At 40.8% G+C, this 20,985-nt stretch carries 18 protein-coding genes and 1 other annotated feature; of the genes, 2 read left to right on the forward strand and 16 right to left on the reverse strand.

Features of this window, described 5'->3' with window-relative positions:
• Positions 1–27 precede the first annotated feature (27 nt).
• Together IGI49_RS08220 and IGI49_RS08225 are read right to left on the reverse strand one after the other, a co-directional pair.
• Positions 28–2,409 (reverse strand): DNA translocase FtsK, encoded by a 2,382-nt coding sequence (locus IGI49_RS08220; protein ID WP_429964109.1) that lies wholly within the window; start codon positions 2,407–2,409, stop codon positions 28–30.
• A gap of 148 nt (positions 2,410–2,557) precedes the next feature.
• Positions 2,558–3,385 (reverse strand): transporter substrate-binding domain-containing protein, encoded by an 828-nt coding sequence (locus IGI49_RS08225; RefSeq protein ID WP_429964987.1) that lies wholly within the window; start codon positions 3,383–3,385, stop codon positions 2,558–2,560.
• A gap of 126 nt (positions 3,386–3,511) precedes the next feature.
• On the opposite strand from IGI49_RS08225, the gene IGI49_RS08230 reads away from it, so the two are divergent.
• Positions 3,512–4,507, forward strand: coding sequence for an IS30 family transposase (locus IGI49_RS08230; RefSeq protein WP_429962504.1), 996 nt, complete (start codon positions 3,512–3,514; stop codon positions 4,505–4,507).
• A 50-nt stretch (positions 4,508–4,557) separates the two neighbouring features.
• Here the strand turns inward: IGI49_RS08230 and IGI49_RS08235 are convergent, their stop codons facing one another.
• The 12 genes from IGI49_RS08235 to IGI49_RS08290 all read right to left on the reverse strand — a co-directional run bounded on the left by IGI49_RS08235 (position 4,558) and on the right by IGI49_RS08290 (position 18,693).
• A complete protein-coding gene (locus tag IGI49_RS08235; protein ID WP_429964110.1) occupies positions 4,558–5,391 on the reverse strand; it encodes an amino acid ABC transporter substrate-binding protein in 834 nt (277 codons plus the stop codon).
• 46 nt (positions 5,392–5,437) lie between these two features.
• Entirely contained in the window at positions 5,438–6,073 is a 636-nt protein-coding gene (locus IGI49_RS08240) for an amino acid ABC transporter ATP-binding protein (protein WP_207701127.1), read from the reverse strand.
• Positions 6,074–6,095: 22 nt separating this feature from the next.
• Positions 6,096–6,737, reverse strand: a complete 642-nt coding sequence (locus IGI49_RS08245) for an amino acid ABC transporter permease (protein ID WP_207701126.1) — start codon at positions 6,735–6,737, stop codon at positions 6,096–6,098.
• A gap of 160 nt (positions 6,738–6,897) precedes the next feature.
• Positions 6,898–7,124, reverse strand: a binding site (T-box leader).
• A gap of 79 nt (positions 7,125–7,203) precedes the next feature.
• The gene (locus tag IGI49_RS08250; RefSeq protein WP_429964111.1) at positions 7,204–8,292 is read right to left on the reverse strand and encodes a DUF871 domain-containing protein; all 1,089 of its coding nucleotides are present in this window, start codon (positions 8,290–8,292) and stop codon (positions 7,204–7,206) included.
• A gap of 17 nt (positions 8,293–8,309) precedes the next feature.
• On the reverse strand, positions 8,310–9,698 hold the full coding sequence (locus IGI49_RS08255; RefSeq protein ID WP_429964112.1) for a glycoside hydrolase family 1 protein: 1,389 nt from the start codon (positions 9,696–9,698) through the stop codon (positions 8,310–8,312).
• A gap of 387 nt (positions 9,699–10,085) precedes the next feature.
• A complete protein-coding gene (locus IGI49_RS08260; protein ID WP_429964113.1) occupies positions 10,086–11,345 on the reverse strand; it encodes a PTS sugar transporter subunit IIC in 1,260 nt (419 codons plus the stop codon).
• Between the two features lie 194 nt (positions 11,346–11,539).
• A complete protein-coding gene (locus IGI49_RS08265) occupies positions 11,540–12,682 on the reverse strand; it encodes a GNAT family N-acetyltransferase (protein WP_429964114.1) in 1,143 nt (380 codons plus the stop codon).
• Positions 12,683–12,693: 11 nt separating this feature from the next.
• On the reverse strand, positions 12,694–13,023 hold the full coding sequence (locus IGI49_RS08270) for a PTS lactose/cellobiose transporter subunit IIA (protein ID WP_010759742.1): 330 nt from the start codon (positions 13,021–13,023) through the stop codon (positions 12,694–12,696).
• Between the two features lie 15 nt (positions 13,024–13,038).
• A complete protein-coding gene (locus tag IGI49_RS08275; RefSeq protein WP_207701121.1) occupies positions 13,039–13,359 on the reverse strand; it encodes a PTS sugar transporter subunit IIB in 321 nt (106 codons plus the stop codon).
• A gap of 123 nt (positions 13,360–13,482) precedes the next feature.
• Positions 13,483–16,158 (reverse strand): sigma 54-interacting transcriptional regulator, encoded by a 2,676-nt coding sequence (locus IGI49_RS08280; protein WP_429964115.1) that lies wholly within the window; start codon positions 16,156–16,158, stop codon positions 13,483–13,485.
• A 152-nt stretch (positions 16,159–16,310) separates the two neighbouring features.
• Positions 16,311–18,383, reverse strand: coding sequence for a DNA topoisomerase III (locus tag IGI49_RS08285; protein ID WP_429964116.1), 2,073 nt, complete (start codon positions 18,381–18,383; stop codon positions 16,311–16,313).
• Entirely contained in the window at positions 18,322–18,693 is a 372-nt protein-coding gene (locus IGI49_RS08290) for a DUF1033 family protein (RefSeq protein WP_429964117.1), read from the reverse strand. Before IGI49_RS08290 ends, IGI49_RS08285 begins: the two co-directional genes overlap by 62 nt.
• Positions 18,694–18,876: 183 nt before the next feature.
• Between IGI49_RS08290 and IGI49_RS08295 the strand changes: the two genes are divergently transcribed.
• Positions 18,877–20,169 carry a multidrug efflux MFS transporter gene (locus IGI49_RS08295; RefSeq protein ID WP_429964988.1) on the forward strand — a complete coding sequence of 431 codons (1,293 nt, stop codon included), beginning with the start codon at positions 18,877–18,879 and terminating at the stop codon, positions 20,167–20,169.
• 15 nt (positions 20,170–20,184) lie between these two features.
• Here the strand turns inward: IGI49_RS08295 and IGI49_RS08300 are convergent, their stop codons facing one another.
• Positions 20,185–20,433: a hypothetical protein gene (locus IGI49_RS08300; protein ID WP_429964118.1), complete on the reverse strand. Its 249-nt coding sequence runs from the start codon at positions 20,431–20,433 to the stop codon at positions 20,185–20,187.
• A gap of 74 nt (positions 20,434–20,507) precedes the next feature.
• Positions 20,508–20,774, reverse strand: coding sequence for a hypothetical protein (locus tag IGI49_RS08305; RefSeq protein ID WP_429964119.1), 267 nt, complete (start codon positions 20,772–20,774; stop codon positions 20,508–20,510).
• Positions 20,775–20,985 lie beyond the last annotated feature (211 nt).

Below are 20,985 nucleotides of genomic sequence, written 5' to 3' on the forward strand. Positions count from 1 at the left end.
CCAAAGCTAGGAAAGATATTTTTTCTATTAGTATTCAGTTGTCTCTTCTGGTTCTTCTTCTGTCTTCTGCAGATACACCTCTCGCGGCTTGCTTCCAACAGAAGGTCCAATAACTTTATTGTCCTCTAATTCATCAACGATTCGGGCAGCCCGATTATAGCCGATTCGGAAACGCCGCTGCAGCAGAGATATGCTTGCAGTCTGCATTTCTACCACTAAAGCTTTCGCCTCTTCGTATAAATCGTCCTGTGGAACTTCTGAAGGTGAGGAAGTAGTTTCTTCAGTAGGCATCATTTTTTCTTCATAATGAGCTTCCTGCTGATCAGAAACAAATGCCACAATTTCCTCTACTTCGTGGTCAGAGATGAATGCCCCTTGCACACGAATCGGTTTGTTCTCACCCATTGGCAGGAACAACATATCCCCACGACCTAAGAGCTTTTCAGCACCATTGCTGTCAATAATCGTTCGGGAGTCCGTTCCGCTGGAAACAGCAAAGGCAATTCGTGATGGTACATTGGCTTTGATGATTCCGGTAATGACATCGACACTTGGCCGTTGCGTCGCCAGAATCATATGAATGCCGGCGGCCCGCGCCATTTGGGCTAAACGGGTAATGGCATCCTCCACCTCATTACTTGCTACCATCATTAAATCAGCCAATTCATCGACAATAACAACAATAAATGGAAGGATTGGACGATTTTGTCCATCTTCTAAATTCTTTTGAATGACCAGCTCATTAAAGCCCGTAATGTTCCGTACACCCGTTGCGGCAAACTTCTCATAACGTTCTTCCATTTCCTGCACAACTTTATGCAAGGCCTGCGACGCTTTTCGAGGATTCGTAACAACCGGCGTTAACAAATGGGGAATGCCATTGTAGACATTCAGTTCAACCATTTTCGGATCAATCATCATCATTTTTACTTCATTCGGTTTTGCCCGCATTAATACACTAGTAATAATGCCATTGATAGCCACAGACTTTCCGCTGCCCGTTGATCCAGCAATCAATAAGTGAGGCATCTTAGTCAAATCAGCCGTTCGAACCATTCCTGAAATGTCGCGTCCTAAAGGAACCTCCAGCAGCTTATCTGGATGGTTTGGTTGCGATTCAATGATATCGCGGAAGGACACAGTGCTAATAGTACTGTTAGGCACTTCTATCCCAATTAAGGATTTACCTGGAATTGGTGCCTCCATCCGTACATCCTTAGCAGCTAAAGCTAAGGCAATATCATCTGTTAAGTTGACGATTTTGCTTACCTTGACCCCAACAGCTGGTTGAATTTCAAATTTAGTAACTGACGGTCCCAGACTGGCCTTGACCACTTTCGCTTCCACGCCAAAGCTTTCAAAGGTTTTTTCGAGAATTTTGATATTGTTTTCAATCTTCTTGTATTCATCACTTTGATCAGCAGCAGGTATAGAATCCAGCAAGGACGATGGCGGCAATTGATAATCGTGGTCCTCAGGCTCCGCACTGATTTCAAATTCCAAGTCGCCCACATCTGCTTCTTCAATTTCTTCAACTGGATCTGGCATCTTTTTTTTCGGTTCAGCATTGGCCTGGTAAGCTTCGATTGGCACCAAAGTCATTTGTTCCGGTCCATTCTCCACCGGCTCTAAGTTTTCCTTCGCCAATTTTTCTCCTGGTGTTAACGGTCGAACTTGATTGCGCTCTTTTTCTGCTTGTCGTTCTTTAGCAGCTGCTTCTTTTTCCGCTTTTTGTTTGGCCTTCAAAGCTTGTCGTTCTTCTCGTTTGGCTGTTCGTTCAGCTTTCTTCTCATCGGATTCTGTCAGCTTTTGTTGAATCGTATCCATTGAGTGACTTAAGAAATCTGACACCTGGGCAAAGTCCAGCATACTGAACAGATAAACGCCTAACACCAACATTAAAGTGGCAATAATGTAACTGCCTACCTGAGAGACTAGAAAATGAGTCAAACTATAAATTCCGCCACCCAGCATCCCGCCACCAACATTTTGAGTAACTTGATTACCGAGAAAATCCGTCATCAGCAATTCCCAAGTCGTCTTCAAGACGTTAGGATTCTGACTTTGGACATTCGCAAACAATCGCGCATGAAGGATTACCAAGATACCTATGTAAAATACGCCGAGTCCTGCCCAGCGTCGGCCTTTGGAGAACTTCAGCTTCGTGTTTTTGACTACGAGCAGCAGCCCATAAAGACCCAACAATAAGGCTAAAAATTGATACGTATTGCCGCCGATCATTCGAAGAACATTGGCGATCAAATTACCCAAAAAGCCTAAGCTAAATAAAGAGAAAACTGCAAACAGAATAAAAATGAGACCAATAATAATGACTAATCGTTGCTCCTGCAGTTGTTTTTGTTTTTTGGTTGTCTTTCTTTTTTTCTTTGTACGCTTTTTCTGCGCCATTTTATCCCTCTTTTCACTTGTTCCATTATACAAAAAAAAAGAGGCGAACAAAAGTTTTGTTTGCCTCTTTTTTTTACTTCTTCATCTTTTCACGCTATTTAGTCAGAAAAGTAGTCTTGACTAATCGAATCAAGGTGTCTTTTATCCCTTATTTGTCTGGAATTTCCCAAGCCGTCCCAAACCATTTTTCCGAAATTTCAGCATACCGGCCATCTTCTTCCAATTTTTCAAAGCCTTGGTTCAGTTTTTCGACTAGCGCCTTGTCACCTTTGCGAGCACCTACTGCAAAGCTGTCACCTTGGAAACCGGGACTGAATAGATTAAAATCAGCCATTTTATCATTTTGCTTCAAATAGTATTCGGCATAGATAACTGAAACTAAGATGCCATCCAGCCGTCCATTTTCCAAATCCATAAAGGCTTCATTGAAGCTGGCATACTGAATAGCATCTTTGTCCTTAACTAAGTCCTTTAAGTATTCTGGATTCTTCAAGAAGGACTCATAGCTGGAAGAACTTTCCTGTGTACCCAAAATTTTCCCCTTCATTTGTTCACGATCCGTAATACCGCTATCCTTGCGAGTTAAAATAATGTGTTCATTTGTCGCATAAGGCTTCGTAAAAATCACTTTTTTCTCCCGGGCCTTGGTTACTGAGTAACCATTCCAAATCAAATCAATCGTACCGTTATCTAATTCATTTTCCTTCATGGACCAGTCAATAGCCTGAAAGGTTGGCTCAATTCCGTAATCTTTACAAATCGCTTTAGCCAAATCAATATCAAAGCCGACTGTTTTTCCATCCTCATCTTTGAAACCTAGCGGAACAAAGGTATCATCTAATCCAATGGTAATCTTTTTTGACTCTTCGATTTTTTTCCAACTGTCGTCACCGCTGACCTCTTTTTCCCCACAAGCGGCTAATCCTAATGCTAAAACCAATCCCATCATCCCTACAACCCATTTTTTCATTGTAATTCCCCCATTTTCTTGTATTTTAGAGTCTTGAATTTACAATTTAAGTGCAACACATAAAAAATGACTCATAACGAATTTCCAACTAGAATAGGTCTGTCGAAGAACACTATCAGGAGGAATTCAATTATGAGCCACTACACCCATCTTACCATAGTCGAGCGAGAAAGGATTTTTCTGCTCCATGAAAATGGCTGTTCTCTTAGAGAGATTGGTTCTGACATCCATCGAAGCCAATCGACAATCTCTCGTGAACTGAGTAGAAATAGTGAAAAAGAATACTCACCTTCCCATGCGAATAAGAAATATAAAGTACGCAGAAAAAATTGTGGACGACATAAAATCCTAGATGATTCACGGATTTGGTCAATCGTCCGCCGGTTATTTGTCGATCTTCAATGGTCGCCAGAAGAGATTTCTAATCGATTAGCTTATGAGCAAGCCGATTTTCACATCAGTTTTGTGACGATTTATCGGGCAATTTATAATGGAACGTTTGACATCACTCCATTGTCTAAAGGAAATCGCGGTTTAGTTCGTTCTTTACGTCATAGAGGAAAAACGCGTCATACTAAGAACCATACAGAAACTCGTGGGAAAATCCGAATCACTCACTCTATTCACGACCGTCCTGAAACTGCTGAAAAACGGAGTGAAATTGGGCATTGGGAAGCTGATACAGTGGCTGGGAAAACAGGAGGTGCTTGTTTAGTGACGCTAACTGACCGGAAATCTCGTTTTCTTATAGCAGGGAAAGCACTCAAGAAAAATTCTCTTTACGTTTGCGAAAAGATGACAGAACTATTTAATACTGTTGATAGAGAGCTTGTCAAAACCATCACTCCAGATAGAGGAAAAGAATTTTCTAAACACTTCGATGTCACCCAGTCTTTGGAAGGCGTTCCGTTTTATTTTCCTGATCCTCATGCGCCATGGCAACGCGGAACGAATGAAAATACGAATGGATTGATTAGGGAATATCTACCGAAAACAAAAGAAATGGATACCGTGGAAGATACAACGATCTATCGAATGGTTGAAAAACTAAATAGCAGACCAAAAAAATGTTTAGGTTGGAAGACACCTTATGAAGTCTTCTTCAATAAAGTGTTGCACTTGATTTGACAATTCGCCGTATAAAAAATAGGCGAACAAATTCGCTCGCCTATATTCACTTATTCTTTAGGAATACTCCATTCTTCACCAAACCATTTTTCGGAAATTTCACCATATTTTCCATCTTCTTGCAGCTTGTCTAAGGCTTCATTGATTTTGTTAACCAATTCAGTGTCGTCTTTACGAGCACCTACAGCAAAGTTTTCGTTGTTAAAGCCTGCATTAAAAACGGTGAAATTATCCGTTTTGCCTGCCTGCTTCAAGTAATAATCTGCATATACTCTGTCAATCAATAAACCATCAATACGTCCGCTTTCAAGGTCAATAAAGGCTTCATTGAAGCTGGCATACAAGGTAGCATCGTTTGTATCAACCAAGTCCTTCAATTTTTCTGGCTCATTGTTGAAGGCTTCGTAACCAGATGAGCCTTCCTGTGCACCTAATATTTTGCCTTTTAGATCTTCATCCTTCGTAATTCCACTGTCTTTTTTCGCAACGATCACTTGTTCATTTTTAGCATACGGTTTTGAAAATGCTACTTTCTTTTCGCGAGCTTTTGTCATCGTATAACCATTCCAAATCAAATCAATGGTTCCATTGTCTAATTCGTTTTCCTTCATAGACCAGTCAATCGATTGGAAGGTTGGCTTAATTCCATACTGTTCAAAGACCGCGTTAGCTAAGTCAATATCAAAACCGACTGTTGTCCCATCTTCATCCTTAAAGCCCATCGGTACAAAGGTATCATCTAATCCAATGGTAATTTTCTTTGATTCCTCGATCTGTTTCCACGAGTTGCCATCTGACGCAGCGTCGTCTTTATTGCCACAAGCCCCCAAAGCCACTACGGTTAATACTGCTGCTGCTCCCACTACAAATTTTTTCAATTTCATCCTTACTTCCTCCTTGATTTAAGCTTGGTTTTATTTGTAATTTACATTAACTAATTGGTTCAACCTTCAATAATTTATCTGCGATATTTTCCGCGAAAACCAAATCGTGAGTAACGACAATTTGAGTAACGCCATCACTCTTTAATTCCAAAATTAGACTTTCTACCTGTTGGCGCAAGGCTGGATCTAATGCACTGGTCGGTTCATCGTAGGCCAACACTTTAGGATTCATAGCCATTGCTCGAGCGATAGCCAACCGCTGTTTTTGCCCACCCGATAGTTGGAAAGGGTAGCTGTTTAACAGCTCTTCAATTCCCAGCAGGTTGGCAAGATTTTCTGCTTTGCTAGTGTAAGTTTCCTTGTCTTGTTTTAAAACAAGTCTTGGTCCAATGGTGATGTTGTCCATCACATTTAAATGTGGGAACAGCTGAAAGTCTTGGAATACCACACCGACAACTTGTTCTGTTTGTTTGTCGGCTGCTGGATTAAACGGTTCGCCGTCCAACAGAAAAGTTCCGCTATCTGCTTTTTCCAAACCTGCTAAAGTCCGAAGCAGCGTCGTTTTCCCACCGCCAGAAGGTCCAACGATAGCAAGAATTTGCCCATCTGGAATCACTAGGTCTAGATTATTGATAACTTTTTTATTGCCAAATGATTTATTGACATTTTTTAATTCAATCATGTAGATTCTCCTCTTTCACATATTAGCGATAGTAGTTTAGACGATTTTCCAATTGCTTCATAACTACCGTTGTAATTCCAGTCATTACTAGATAAATCAACGCAACTCCTAACAACGGCAATAAAGTGGTGTCTCGTTCCATCGCAATTTTTCCAGCCCGCATTACATCAGATAAACCTAAGATGTAGACTAGCGAAGTATCTTTAACCAGATTGATTACTTCATTACCGACAGAGGGTAAAACAATTTTTACTACCTGTGGAATAATGATACGGGTAATGGTTTGAAACGGAGTCAGTCCCAAAACTCGTGATGCTTCGTATTGACCTAACGGAATCGATTGAATCCCGCCACGGAAAATTTCAGCATAATAAGCGGCATAGTTTAAAACAAATGCGAACAGTGCTGCTTCAAAGCGGTCAAATACGATTCCTACCAGCGGCAGACCGTAAAAAACAAAAATCAATTGCAGCAGCAGCGGGGTTCCCCGCATAATCCAAACGTAGAGCTGTAAAATCCATTTTATCGGAGTGATCCGACTAGATAGCCCAAAGGAAAGTAAAATCCCTAACGGCAGTGATCCAACAATCGTGTATAAAAATAATTTCAATGTTGTACTAGCTCCGGTTAATAATTGCGGCATAACTTCGATTAAATAATTCATCCTGCATGTTCCTCCCTAAAATAAAAAAAGTCCCCTGGCTGTTTGCCAGAGGACGTCATTGAACGTGGTTCCACCTCTTGTTTGCTTTCCTTTTACAGAAAAAGCCTCTTCGGGTCAATGCCAGCTTGGTGAAATAAAAAAAGTCCTTTAGTCATAATGACTAAAGGACGTAAGTTACGCGGTTCCACCTTTTTTCATTGCTGTCTCACGACAAGCAATCTCCACTGGTCAAATTGACCACAGCTGTAACGGGCCCTCCCGGACTAGCCTACTTGCTTCAACTAGTCGACTCAAAGATGTGGTTCACAACTAACTGCTGTCTCTTTCCACCTGCCAGAGACTCTCTAGAAGCAACTTACCTGCTACTCTTCTTTTCATTGTCGTTTGATTAAGTTGTTTTTACTTTACACCGGGGCCAAGGGTTTGTCAACTAGAAAATTTCATCAATTTCTAATTTACGCTGCCTTTATTTAGGAACAAACTGAAATTTTACCCATGGACGCAGGAACTCCAGCATAATTAATTCGTCTTGCGGAACTCTGCCGACTAGGTTTTTTCGATCATCGCTATGCGGTTCTAGGATGATTTGCAGCTCATTTTTGTATTTACCGAATTTATCGTTGCCGATCACCACATCCCCAACTTGGAACTCCTGCTCATTATCATGAGGCGCATTCGCAACGTCACTGTAGTTCACTCGAACTTGTGTCGACCGAACCATAGAAGCTGTAATATCTCCGCGACGGAAATGCTTGTCGTAGTTGATAATCTTCTTTTCTACCTCATTAATTTCTGGAACCAATTCGACACTTAGACTTAGTTTGTAGCGGTCAATCGCGGCTACCTTTGCTAACTCTTCATCGGAGGCGTAAGCATTGCCAATAATCACTGTATCGATTAATCCAGTAGCAAACATATGACGAGCTTGTAAATCAATTGGCAGATGACGATGCATTTCTAAAGTTGGCAACCCGTCATTCACATCCCAAGGACCATACTGTGCCGCTGAACTTGTTACAAAAGCCGCTGTCTTGATGCCCTGGCGTTTAAAGCGCTCGCTGCAGGAAATAAAGAAATCGTATGGCAAGGCCGAACCGCTTTGCGGATAAAAATTATGACAGCCATACAAAAATGGTTTGTTGGCTTCATAAGATAAAATATTCTCCAAGTAAGCGACATTGTTGCTCATATTCAGTTCAATCGCCAGTCCTTCTGGATTAAATGTTAACATCGCTTCTTTGTTGCCATCAAAGCCTTCATCTAAACGAATACCTTCTGCTCCTAATTCTGCGAAAAAGCTTAGGTCATCATAGGAGATTTCCAGCTCATCGAAAATGGAAGGTGCGATATCCAAAACGGTCTCGAATTCCAGCTCTTTGGCATAGCCAATGATTCCTTGGAATTTTTCACGAACCTTATCTTTGCCGTCGGTTACCTCCAGCATGCTCATAAAGATGCGGGTATAGCCAAGATCTGCCGCTTTTTTTAAATACTGACGATCCTCCTGCGGATTGCTATGATCGGGATAAATTGATACACCTAGTTCTCTTTTCATGTGGTGCCTCCTTGGGTTTAATCTTTTAAGCCATTTTGTTCAGCAACTTGTTTGAACCAATGACCAGATTTTTTTACAGTTTTGATTTGCGTATGAATATCGTTGGAAATAAATCCATAACGATTTTTGTAGGCATTCAACCAAGACCAGCAGTCAATTGGTGTCCACATATGGTACCCAAAGCATTTTGAACCTTCTTCGATTCCCTTATGCAGCCACTCTAAATGCTCTTGGACAAAATCAATTCGATAATCATCCTCAATCATGCCTTCTGCATTCTTAAAGCGGTTCTCGTTGGAAACCCCCATCCCATTCTCTGATACATACCATGGAATATTTTTGTAATTATCGCGAATATTCACGGCAATATCATACAAGGCTTTGGGATAAATTTCCCAGCCGCGATCAAGGTTAACCCGTCGCCCCGGCATGTCATAAGCATCATAGTAACGGTCTGGCATCCATGATCCCACAGAATTCGGTGCAACATCGGGAGACTTCACTCGATTCGGATGATAGAAATTCACACCTAAGAAATCTACAGTATTTTCTTTCAAAATTAGTTTTTCTTCGTCAGTACTTTCCCATAATACATTGTCTTTAGTTAATAGTTCTTCCAATTCAGCTGGGAAATGTCCGTAAACAGCTGGTTCAAGAAACATCTTATTATTCCAAAGTTCCGCAATCCGTGCAGCTTCTTGATCTTCTTCGCTGTTTGAAGCGGCGTAGGTTGGAGTCAAATTCAAAATTGTTCCAATTTGTGCATCTGCAATTGCCAGCTCACGAAAGGCTTTGATGGCTTTCGCAGAAGCAAGATTTAAATTGTAGGCCACTTGGACTGCTTTTTTACCATCAACTATATTAGGATAATGGAATTGGAAAAGATATTCCCCCTCAACTACTACCATTGGTTCATTGTGAGTTGCCCAGTATTTCACTCGGTCGCCAAACAATTCAAAACAACGCTTAGCAAAACCTACGTATAAATCCACTACTTTTTTCGATTCCCAACCGCCATATTTATCAAACAGTTCGACTGGCAAATCGAAATGATGTAAGTTCATGACCGGTGTCATGCCTTCATCCAGCATCGTATTGATCACATCATTGTAATAACGAACAGCGTCTTCATTAACTGTATTGGTTTCCAAATCATCAATTAATCGACTCCACTGAATGCTGGTACGCATACTGTTCATGCCGATAGAGCGCATCATTTGGATATCTTCTTTGTAGCTGTTGTAAAAGTTCGATGCAGTATCTGGTCCTACTTGATTATAGAAAACTTCTGGTTCAATCTCATAATGATAATCGAATACATTGGCATGTTTTTTGTTAAAGCGGCCTTCGCTTTGTGGTCCTGAGGTGGCTGCTCCCCACCAAAAATTTGTTGGAAATTGTTTCATGGTTTTCTCCTGACTATATGAAAAGTTTTTGTTGTGCTACTAAAGATTATACACAAAGGTTTTTCATTTATTGACTTTGTGAGAGTACTTTTAGTTGATTAATTTTTTGAACTTGTAAGCATATGTGTAAATAGCGAACTGTTGAATACTCACTTACTTTGTTAGATAAAAAAGTCTAGCTGCTTTTCGTCTGTTAATAACTACAAAAAGCGTTGTGATGCTATCTTATTTGCAAGGTATTGATTTTTCGTACGCATCCTTTTTCACTATAATGATTCAATTATTTGCTTGCCTATTGCTTAATGCCTTTTCCCTATGGAATCTGGGAAAAGCAGCATTAGGAAAAAGGACTCAAGAATCCATTGATCCTTGAATCCTTTCTTTGACTTATTGTGCTGCTTCGCGTTTTAGTTCTTGTTTGGTAGAAAGCATTACGAAAGGTACATACATAACGATTGAGATTGCTAAGTTTACTGCTGCTAATACCGCACCTGAGATACTTTGTGTTGCCAAGAATCCACCTAAGATTGGTGGTGTTACCCATGGCGGCATAACAGTTGCTGGCGGCACTAAACCAAATTTAGTTGCAAAGTAGGCAGTCGTTACACAGACCATCGGCGTTAGGATAAATGGAATGAACATAATTGGGTTCAATACTAATGGCAAACCGAACATTAATGGCTCATTGATGTTGAATACACCTGGAGCTGCTGCCAAGTTGTTTACTACCATGAAGGCTTTATGTTTACGTCCTACTAAATAAATTGCGATAATCAAACCAAGTGTTACCCCAGTACCACCCATGTTAACGAATGAATCGATGAATGGTTTGTTTACGATATAAGGAGCTGCTTTACCTGCGCTAAGTGCTGCCATGTTTGCTTCGATTGCTGGTGCATTGATTGCTTGCATGAATGGGTCGATCATGTTGGCACCGTGTAAACCGAAGAACCATAAGAATGGTGTAATGAAAGCAATTAGTAAAGCTGAGCCGTAAGAGTTTGCCAAGCCCATGAATGGTTCTTGTACCATTGCATAGAAAGCAGCAAACATATCTTCAACACCAAAACCAGCGATAACTGCTGCTACTAAACCGAATAAAGAAATTGTAATCATTGCTGGGAACAACGCTGCAAATGATTTAGCTACTGCAGGTGGAACACCATCAGGCATTTTTACCACTAGTTTAGGGTTACCCAATAGGCGACGGAATAACTCAGTAACAACGATTGCTACGATTAAAGCGACGAATAATCCAGTAGAGTTCATACCACTAGTAGCTGCACCTAGTGTAAAGAAGCAAGCCACTGAAACAACACCAGTTGAAACACCATCTTTGCCGTAGCTGTTCGCCAAGTTATAAGCAACTAGAAAAGCAATAAAGACAGATAAAACACCGAAAGTTCCGTTCCAAACGCCTCCGCCGAATCCTTTCCAAGATTCACCACCGAAGATGCCGTCCATAAAGTTTCCGAACGCTGGAATGGTCAACGATAAGTTGTTGATCATTACGGCTAATGCACCTAAAATCATTAATGGCATTGTTACCATGAAAGAGTCACGAATTGCTACTAAGTGTCGCTGCGCCCCGATTTTAGACGCAATCGGGATAAAGCGTCTTTCCATAAAATTAATAAATCCATCCATTTTCAAATTCCTCCTAGTTCGTTAATAATGTAATCATTTTTCTTCTAGAAAAATGAATTTGATTCTCACCACGCATACCATCCAACTAGACATTTCTGTTTCTTACTAGCGACCAATTCATGCTTTGATTGCTCTTTTTTTCTGACTGCCAAAAGTTGGACTGGCATCCTATTCCGTTAGTAATGCAGTTATTTCTAAAAATAATCGTAAAATGATTGCTTGCCTTGTGGGAAAACAGTCATCATCTTTTGATTCGTTACTTCAAACTTGTCTAAGAAACAACCTTCCTGCAGAGATAAATCACCTAACAACAGCTCTGTCCAGGAATGAATCGTTCCTCGCACATCGGCCTGTTTGCCTTCAACTTTTTGACATTGTTTCCCAGTTACTTGCCATTGCCCTACATTCCAAGGACATTGTCGATCTTCGGTTACCTCCACAATGATTGTCTTTGCATCAATTGGTAAATGACGAAATAATTGCGGAAAATTGATGATCCGACTCATCATATAAGGTTTAATCGAGATTTCTAACGTCTCCTGTTCAGAAAAGAACTCTTCCAAACGTTCATAGACTGGTCCGGCATAACTAAACCGAGCGAAGGATGACACATGTGCTTTCATATACGTTAGTAATTTTCTTAAGGCAAAACTGCTTAGGTAGGCAAATTCATCTACCAAAAACGTATCACCTTGCAAACGATAGATCAGGTATCCTTGCGGCTGGTGATTTTGGTCGAAACATACAGCGTAAAATCGATGAGGATAATACTCCTGCAGTCGTTCCCACCACCATTCTTCTCGCACAACCGTACCAACCTGTCCCTTCAGAGCTTGCTGATAGATTGTTAGAATCTGTGGTTTCATTTCCTGCCAGGTCCCTCGTTGAACCTCGCCAGCTTTTTCACTGACTACATAGTTAAATGCTGCTGCAGGAATATGATAATGCTTTTGTTTACTGGTGTTTTCATAGCCAAACTGCCGATAAAAACCTTGAGAAAACGGCGCCAGCTGAGAAATGACCACGTCATTTTCATACAAATCGGTCAGTATTTCCTGCATTAGCTCAGAAACACCGCCGCTTCCGCGAAATTCAGGATAACTGGCTACATACCCGATACCCGACATCGGCACGGTTCCTTCGAAAACCTTGGCTTGAAAATGATTGCTCATTACCAAGCTGCTTAACTGTTCCTGGTGGAATGTGCCAAAACAATCTGCATGGTGATAACGGGAGAGGAATAATGGCTCTCCTATAATTGGCTGCTTTTTATTAAAAGCATATTCAATTAATTCCGTTATCGCTTGCAAGGCTGCTTGATTTTGCGGCAGCTTCACGTGATCATCTCCTACTCATCAGCAAGGCGTTGATAGATATCGACTACTTCTTTTGCTAAATCATTGAATGTAATACTTGTCATTAAGTGGTCCTGACTATGGACTGCTAATAATGTTACAGTCATTGGATCGCCGCTGGCTTCTTTAGTTAGTAAACCTGTTTGTGCATGGTGGGCCTCAATCAATGCTTCATCTGCAGAAGCCAGTTTTTCTCTTGCTAAATCGAAATCATTCTTTTTAGCAGCTTGAATGGCTTCCATCGCGCTGCTTTTGGCATCACCGGAATTCATGATTAAGCCCATAACAGCTTCTAATTGTTCTTGGTTCATTACGTCGCTCATCTTGACAACCCCTTCTTATTGATCCATCAAAGCGATCGCTGTATTCAAGACATTTTCACCGTTCATCATGCCGTAGTCTTTCATGTCGATAACTTCTAATGGGATATTTTTGCCAGCCAATTTTTCTTCAAATTGCGGTTTCATAAAACGAACTTGCGGTCCTAATAATAGAACATTTACTGGGTTTTCTGTATCATTTAATTTTCCATCAGCCTCTGAAGCAGATACTGCAAAGATATCAGCTTCCATTCCGCGTTCTTCAGCTGCTTTTTCCATCTTAGTAACCAATAAGCTGGTGCTCATTCCTGCGGAACAAACTAACATAATTCTTTTCATGATAAAACACTCCTTAAAATTTTTTTATTTTCACTTTTATATAATGCAATTGCCGTGCCAACTTTTTTCTTGCATGGAGCTTGCTATGATAAGGTTTTCAACTTACACACAAAAAAACTAGAATTACACACTGTGCAATTCTAGTTCAATACTATTATCTAAAAGAGTTTTTATTATATACGCTTTGTCGTCATCTGTTAATTGAACGCCAAATTGTTCTTCGATTGGTTTTAACTGCAATGTAACCTCCGCAAACATTGAAATGTTTTGCTGACGATAGCTTTCGACTTCTTTAAACAAAGGACGCGGCAGCTTTTTTTTTATCTTATCGACTAAAAAGGCAATATGGATCATCAACCCCTGCAGGACATTTGTATCAATGATTAAGCCACGACTTTTACGAATGCGTTGAATCGCTTCTTCTGTTGCGAAAAATAACTCACTAACAGCAATTTCTGGCGCAAAGTCATCTGTTAAGGACTCCACCATCTCCGGTAATGAAATGTTCGTGCCCAAGATATCTTGAAATTCCAAAATCTTTTGGCGATTGAACAAATTCAGAGCAGGTATAAAAGGAATCTTTTGATAGTGGATTTCCATCGTGCCGATAATCGCAGCAATTTCTTTGTGGGTAATGAGCTGATCAATCCGATGCTTAAAGCTTTCCCGCTCCAATGACTGCATCTGAATAACTTCAAACTCATTCACATTCACCAATTGAGAGACGACCTGATTCAACCGCTTCGATACCCCTTCACCAGTAAAGCAGGCCACAATAATTACACGTTTGCCCTCTTTAGGGGCGGGCTCTTCCAATTGAATCATATTCGTAAATACAGTAATTACACTGTGGTAAATGTCTTCCAAAGAACGACCTAGAGTCGCCAGACGCAGACTTTCCAATACTATCATGGTACTCGCCATGGAAATAACCTTCGTTCGAATACCCATTTCGTGATAGATCAGATTCCCAAAGTTATTGGGCGAACCCATATCTGTCAGTAAAATGATTCCTTCCGAAAAACGTTCTTTTTCAGTTGCAATGTAATTGCGAATGGTCGCATACATTTCCTCTGTTTTTACAGTCAGAGGCATATTGAAGGCAATACCGTCCTTGGTTCCCAGCAAGTCTTGAGCTGTTTCCAGCATACTGGAGGCCGTTGATTTGCCATGCATCACCACGATCACCGAAACCTGACGTTCATCAGGATGTTTGTCCTCACTAATTTCCATTGTGAGAAACATGGTGATGAAGCCAATCTCATCTAGCGGAATCAAAATATTGTATTCTTCCTCAATGCGACCTGATAGTTCGATGGCCAACTGGAATTCCTTCGAATATTTTTTTCGAATTTCATTTAAATTCGGATGTGGAATGATTTGATCGGTTTTGATTCTTTCTATAGTAGAGTTCAGGTGCAAAGCAAAAGCAAAACGGACCTTCTCATCATAATCTCTCCGCAATTTTTCTGAAGCAGTCTCGTACAGCTCATTCGTCAAACGCCACAGATCATCAGGAATAATTTCTCGGTACGCATTTGTATGGGAAAGTTCTTCCACATAGGTTTCAAAATACTGATCCACATCGTTAGAAATCAGCTCCTCCAAATCAATTTCAGTTAGATTTTCTTGATTTAAAGTATCTAATTTATCAGTAATGGAATGATAGACTTCCATGCTTTTAGCCGGATCCTGTCCCCAGACAACTTCTTCCGTGCCGGGTTTAAAGCTCATGTAAAGATTCTTTTTATCCAAGAAGGGACCTAAGTCAGGCTGTTCCTTCATCTTTAACAAACCTTTATGAACATTTATTGGCAGGTCTTCTTCGGTGATCATCAGCTTTTCTAAATCACTGGTGGTTTGATAGTGTAGAAATGCTTTAGCACAAACTAGCTTTAGATCTCGCTTCAGCTGACCGATATTTCCTTCAGCTGTGTATAATAGAAATCCCAGCAAGCTGCGCTTATCAATCGCAATTTCTTCCATTAAACGGTTGGCTTCCTGTTGCAGAAATTCCTTAATGATGGCTAGCCGTTCATCTAACGAGCGATCTGCTAGTGAAGGCAATTCGATTTGCATGGGAATTCGGCGATTGAAGGTGGATAAAAAGGTGGAGCTGGTTTCGGTTGTTGCTCCTAAAATCTGAACAGAAGCTGTTTTTTCTTGGCTGTCTCCCAAGGGACGGAAAATACCTTTGTCGATAAAGGTGAATAGCATTTCTTGTCCTTCAGGGGGTAAACGATGGATTTCATCTAAGAAGAGAATCCCTCCATCAGCCTGCGCCATTAAGCCCTCGCGACTTTCGTCAGCACCGGTAAAGGCACCACGCTTCACACCAAAAACGTGGCCAAATAGTAGTTGGGGATTCTGGGCGTAATCTGCACAGTTAAAGGTAATAAAGGGTGCACTAGCATCCAACACACCCGAGGAAACAGCAAAACGGTACATACACTCAGCAAACATCGTTTTCCCAGTTCCCGTTTCACCAAAAATAATCGTGTGCAGTCCGCGAGGCGGATATAAGATGGCAGCTTTTGATTTTTGAATCTGGCTTTTTAAGGATTCCTCTCGGCCGATTAAATTATCAAAAGTAATATGGTTTTCGGTAGATTGGACAACGAATTGGAATTTAACAGGACGCCCATCAATTTTTCTCACCAAACCGTCTTTAGTCAGCTCATTTAAATAACGACTGATATTGGTTCGGTCCATTGACATCTTGTCAGCAAGTTCTTGGGCAGTCATCTCACGCTTTTGTTCTTTCAAAAGGTCTAACACTTCGTCTTTTCTTGCTTTCATTCGAGCACCTCCTAGAAAGAAGTGGTATAAACCAATGCCTATTATACCGCTTTTTTAGTGAAATAACCAGAGGTTGACCAAAATATAGAAATCGATTACAAAATTATTTTAAAATAAAAAAGAGCAAACATCTCTGTCTGCTCCGCTCTTGATTATTTTTGTTCCATAGCTGCCTTCAAGGCCTGTGCCAAAGCACTTTCTTGTGGCTCAGCTTCTTGATTCACCTGCTTCAGAAGACGGCGTTCTTCATGTTTTGTCATCTTCTTGCTGCGTTCTTTTTTATCCAGCATCTTCTCAGTGGTCCCGTCATACTTGCAACGGAAGTATGAACCTTTCTTACCATCAATGATCTCCATTTTACGGTGGCATTGCGGACAACGATGGTTGGAAACTTTTGGTTCTTTGCGGCGGCGATAGTTGCATTCTGCATTGGTACAAATATAAATCTTGCCATCGCGAGTATTTTTCTCTCTCAACAGAGAGCCGCACTCAGGACATTTCTTTTGGGTAATTGAGAAATCTTGGTATTTCTGTTCACTTTGTTTGACTTCTTGAACCAGCTTCTTCGTGTCATCTTCGATTTCTTTTAAGAACTGCTTGCTGGAATAGCTGCCTTTAGCAATTGCTTCCAGCTGTCTTTCCCATTTTTCAGTCAATTCAGGTGTTACTAATGATGGGTTTACCAGCTCTAACAATTGTTTGCCCTTTGGTGAGACCTGCAGACCGCTTGGTGTACGCTCCATCAATTCTGACTTGATCAGCTTTTCGATGATTTCTGCTCGGGTTGCTGGTGTTCCTAGACTGTGCTTCTCCATTAATGCCAGCAGTGTTCCTTCGTTCAGTGGTTTTGGCGGCGAAGTTAACGCCTTTTCAATAGTAAAATCTGGAACAATCCGCTGTTCTTTCTTCCATTGAATCGCTGGTTTGTCTTCCTCAGATTTCTTCCAACCAGCCATTAAGACTTTGCTTTGACGGAAGGTAAAGGTTTCCTTGCCGAAAGTAATAGTTACTTTTTGCTGACTTTCCTTATGAGCATCCGCAAACAAGCCTAAAAAGCGGGTAACGATCATAGAGTAGATACGCTGCTCGTCATTTGATAGCTTTTCATAACGCGGGCGTTGTTCTGTCGGAATTAACGCATGGTGGTCGGTTACTTTACTGTCTTGGAAGACCCGCTGTTGTTTGACCTGTCCGCCATTTTTTAGGTACGTCTTCACTTCAGGCGCAAAATCACTAACAGCCTGTAGCCGTTCCTTCATCGTTGCCTTCATATCACTCGTCAAATATTTACTATCTGTTCTAGGATACGTTACAATTTTGTGAATTTCATATAAGCTTTGCACTAAAGACAATGTTTTTTTCGCTGAGAACTGATAACGGGCATTGGCTTCTCGCTGAATTTCCGTTAAATCATACGGCAACGGTGCCGGTTCGACTTTTTCTTTGTCTGAAATTTCGGTAACCGTTCCTTTTTGCTGACTTAGTTCTTTCACTAAGGCTTCAGCTTTTTCCCGCTCGGTTATGCCGTAAGGATTTTTTTGATTCAGCTTTGCTTTTTGTCCTTCTACCTGCAGCGAGATCACAAAATAATTTTGTGGTCGGAACTTTTCAATTTTCTTTTCTTGCTGACGAACTTGAGACAAGGTAGGTGTTTGAACTCGGCCAGCAGACAAACTATCTTCATATTTAACCGTCAAGGCCCGCGTAACATTTAATCCTACCAGCCAGTCAGCCTTCGCTCTAGCTAGCGCGGAGTAATAAAGGTTGTCGTACTCTTTGGCTGGCTTCAATTTACTAAAGCCATCCTTAATTGCTTTTGGTGTTTGGGATGAAATCCAAAGCCGCTTCACTGGTTTATTGAATTTTACGTACTCTAAAATCCAGCGAGCCACCAGCTCTCCTTCTCTTCCAGCATCAGTCGCAATGACCGCCTCGGAGATATCGCTGCGTTTGGCCAGCTGTTGAATTGTTTTTAGCTGAGCTCTAGTTTTTGGTAATGGCTTAATACCGATATTTTTGGGAATAATCGGCAGGCTTTCCATCTGCCAGCTTTGCCATTCCTTGTTTAAATCTTCTGGCATTTTTAAGCTTAATAAATGACCAAGGGCCCATGTTACAATCACATTGGGTCCTTCAAAGTAATTCTTGTGTTTTTGATTGGCGTTAAGCACCTTGCTTAAATCTTTTGCAACACTTGGCTTTTCCGCTAGTATTAGTTGTTTCATAGGTTTCCTTTCTGCTTTCAACTGAGATCGGTTGATCATCCATTAAAAGTGCTAAACCCCAGTATTGTTGAAGATAATCGTCGCATTCTTCACACCAACGCTCATCCTCATCGTTCCAAAATGCACTTAAATAATTTTTCTTCGCTTGATGATATGTAAAATCTTGAGATAGACCGCTAAAGCGCTCTTCAAAATATTCTTCTGCTTGTTCAAAGCTGTCAAATTGTTTTTCTTCAGTGATGTCTTTTTTCCAATCTTCAAAAAACCACCATGGCTCATTGTCGCCATACATGATAATAACTTGGTACATTCCCATCCCTTCCTTCCACTGTCATCATAAGCATGAAATTTAAATTTTTCAAGTGTTCTGTTTACTGGTATTATTTTTCTTTAGTTTAGCAGATTAACTTTGCGTTTTTCTTAATTCTACTTTATCACAGTACTGAGGTATTTGATATTTTATTTTTCAGGATTATAATATAACCGTTTGAGTATGAATGAAAGAAGGCGGAGTGTTTTGTCAGAACAACTTAAAAAAAAGCTTTTCCCAACTCGTCCGACCTGGCAGAAAAATTTAATCGTGCTGTGGTTTGGGACTTTTATGGCAGGAATCGGCTTTAGTTTAGTCATGCCTTTTATGTCTCTGTATATTGATACTCTGGGCCATTACACCAGCCAAGAATTAAATCTTTGGAGCGGTGTCACCTTTTCCTCTACCTTCCTAGTTACTGCGATTGTTTCACCTTTGTGGGGCCGACTGGCTGACCAAAAAGGAAGAAAGCTGATGCTGCTACGTGCTTCCTTGGGTATGGCCGTGGTTATCGGCCTGATGGGCTTGGTTACCAACGTTTATCAGCTGATTGGCTTACGGCTTCTGCAAGGTATTTTCTCCGGTTACATCAGCAATGCTACAGCCTTAGTTGCAACTGGAACGCCAAGAGAGAAAAGCGGACAGGTTTTAGGAACTTTAGCAACGGGATCCGTCACGGGGACTCTTTTGGGCCCGTTGGTCGGCGGAACGACTGCATCTATTTTTGGCTATCGTTATACCTTCTTTATCACCAGCGGCATTCTCTTTTTAGTCTTTCTGTTGAGCATGTTTTTGGTCCACGAAGAATTTACACCGGTCGAAAAGAAGGACATGATTCCTGCTAGGCAAATGATTCGCGAATTGAAATATCCTCATCTAATTCTAGGTATGTTTCTTACTACAATGATCATTCAAGCCTCCAATAATTCTATCAGCCCGATTATTAGTTTGTATATTCGTCAATTGATGCACAATCACGGCAATGTTACCTTCGTTAGTGGCGTTATCGCCTCGATTCCAGGAATTGCTACCTTGATTGCTGCTCCTCGCTTGGGACGGCTGGGCGATCGAATTGGCAGTGAGAAAATTTTAGGAATCGGCTTGTTGTTTGCTATTGTAGTATACCTTCCAATGGCCATTGTTCAAAATGTCTGGCAATTAGCGTTTTTGCGCTTTTTAGTTGGAATTTCTGATGCATGTCTGCTGCCAGCTGTTCAAACCTTGATCACCAAGTATTCGCCACAAAATGCAGCTGGACGAATTTTCAGCTACAACCAATCTTTCCAGGCTGCTGGTAACGTGGTGGGCCCAATGATCGGTTCGAGTGTTTCTTCTATTTTTGGTTACCGAGGAGTTTTCTTATCCACTTCTTTGCTAGTATTAATCAATTATCTTTCTGTTCATCGCAATACTAAAGAAATTGCCGAAATAGAAACCTATCACTCCAAAAAAAATAAGAGCATTGTCCACAAATAGGACAATACTCTTGTTTTACGCTTTCATTTTTTTGGCAAAATAGAAGGCACTAAACAACCAACAGCCATAATAAAGGCACAAAATAAAAAAGGGCTCCTGAGCTTCAAAATGATAGGTATACAATACCATGGACAACATCCCGCTTAAGCAGGCAATCCCTACAAATCTCAGCTTAAAATCGCGCTTCATCATTAAAACACTATAACCGGTGATAATGGCACAGATTCCACACATAAGTACTACGTATAAATTCGCTAAACTCACTGGTCTCACTCCTTTTAATCATTTTATCACAAAATCAAAAGAAACATAATTAATCCTTGCACAGTCACGGTCAACTAAGCATCCTTCAGCTTAGACCGTCGAGCCTTCCTTGTTAAAAATATTCCGCTAACCAACCAAAAAGCGATATAGAGATATGTATAAACCAAGGCTTTATTTCCTGCAAAATGATACGAATAAATGGTATAGGATACCAGTCCGCTGCACAATCCCAGCATCAGATAAGCAAATTCCCGTTCGCGATAAAACAGCAATCCACTGTACTCCGTAATCACAGCACATATCCCACACACAGCAACCACAAACAAATCAAATTCTGCCATTTTTACCACTCCTATTCTAATGTTAATTATAGCATATTTTCATTTATTCCTCATCTAAACTTATCACATTGAGAAACCATGAACAATAAATTTTTGCTATAGGTAAAAGGATAAAAAAATCGCCAGACGATCCGTTGAAGATCGTCTGGCAAAACATCCTTTTGAAAGTTGGCAGTTCCTGTTTGTCTGCTTCGTTTCGATGAAAGAATGA

It is taken from the genome of Enterococcus sp. AZ071 (genome assembly GCF_050499065.1).
Taxonomy (GTDB): Bacteria; Bacillota; Bacilli; order Lactobacillales; family Enterococcaceae; genus Enterococcus_A; species Enterococcus_A ferrettii.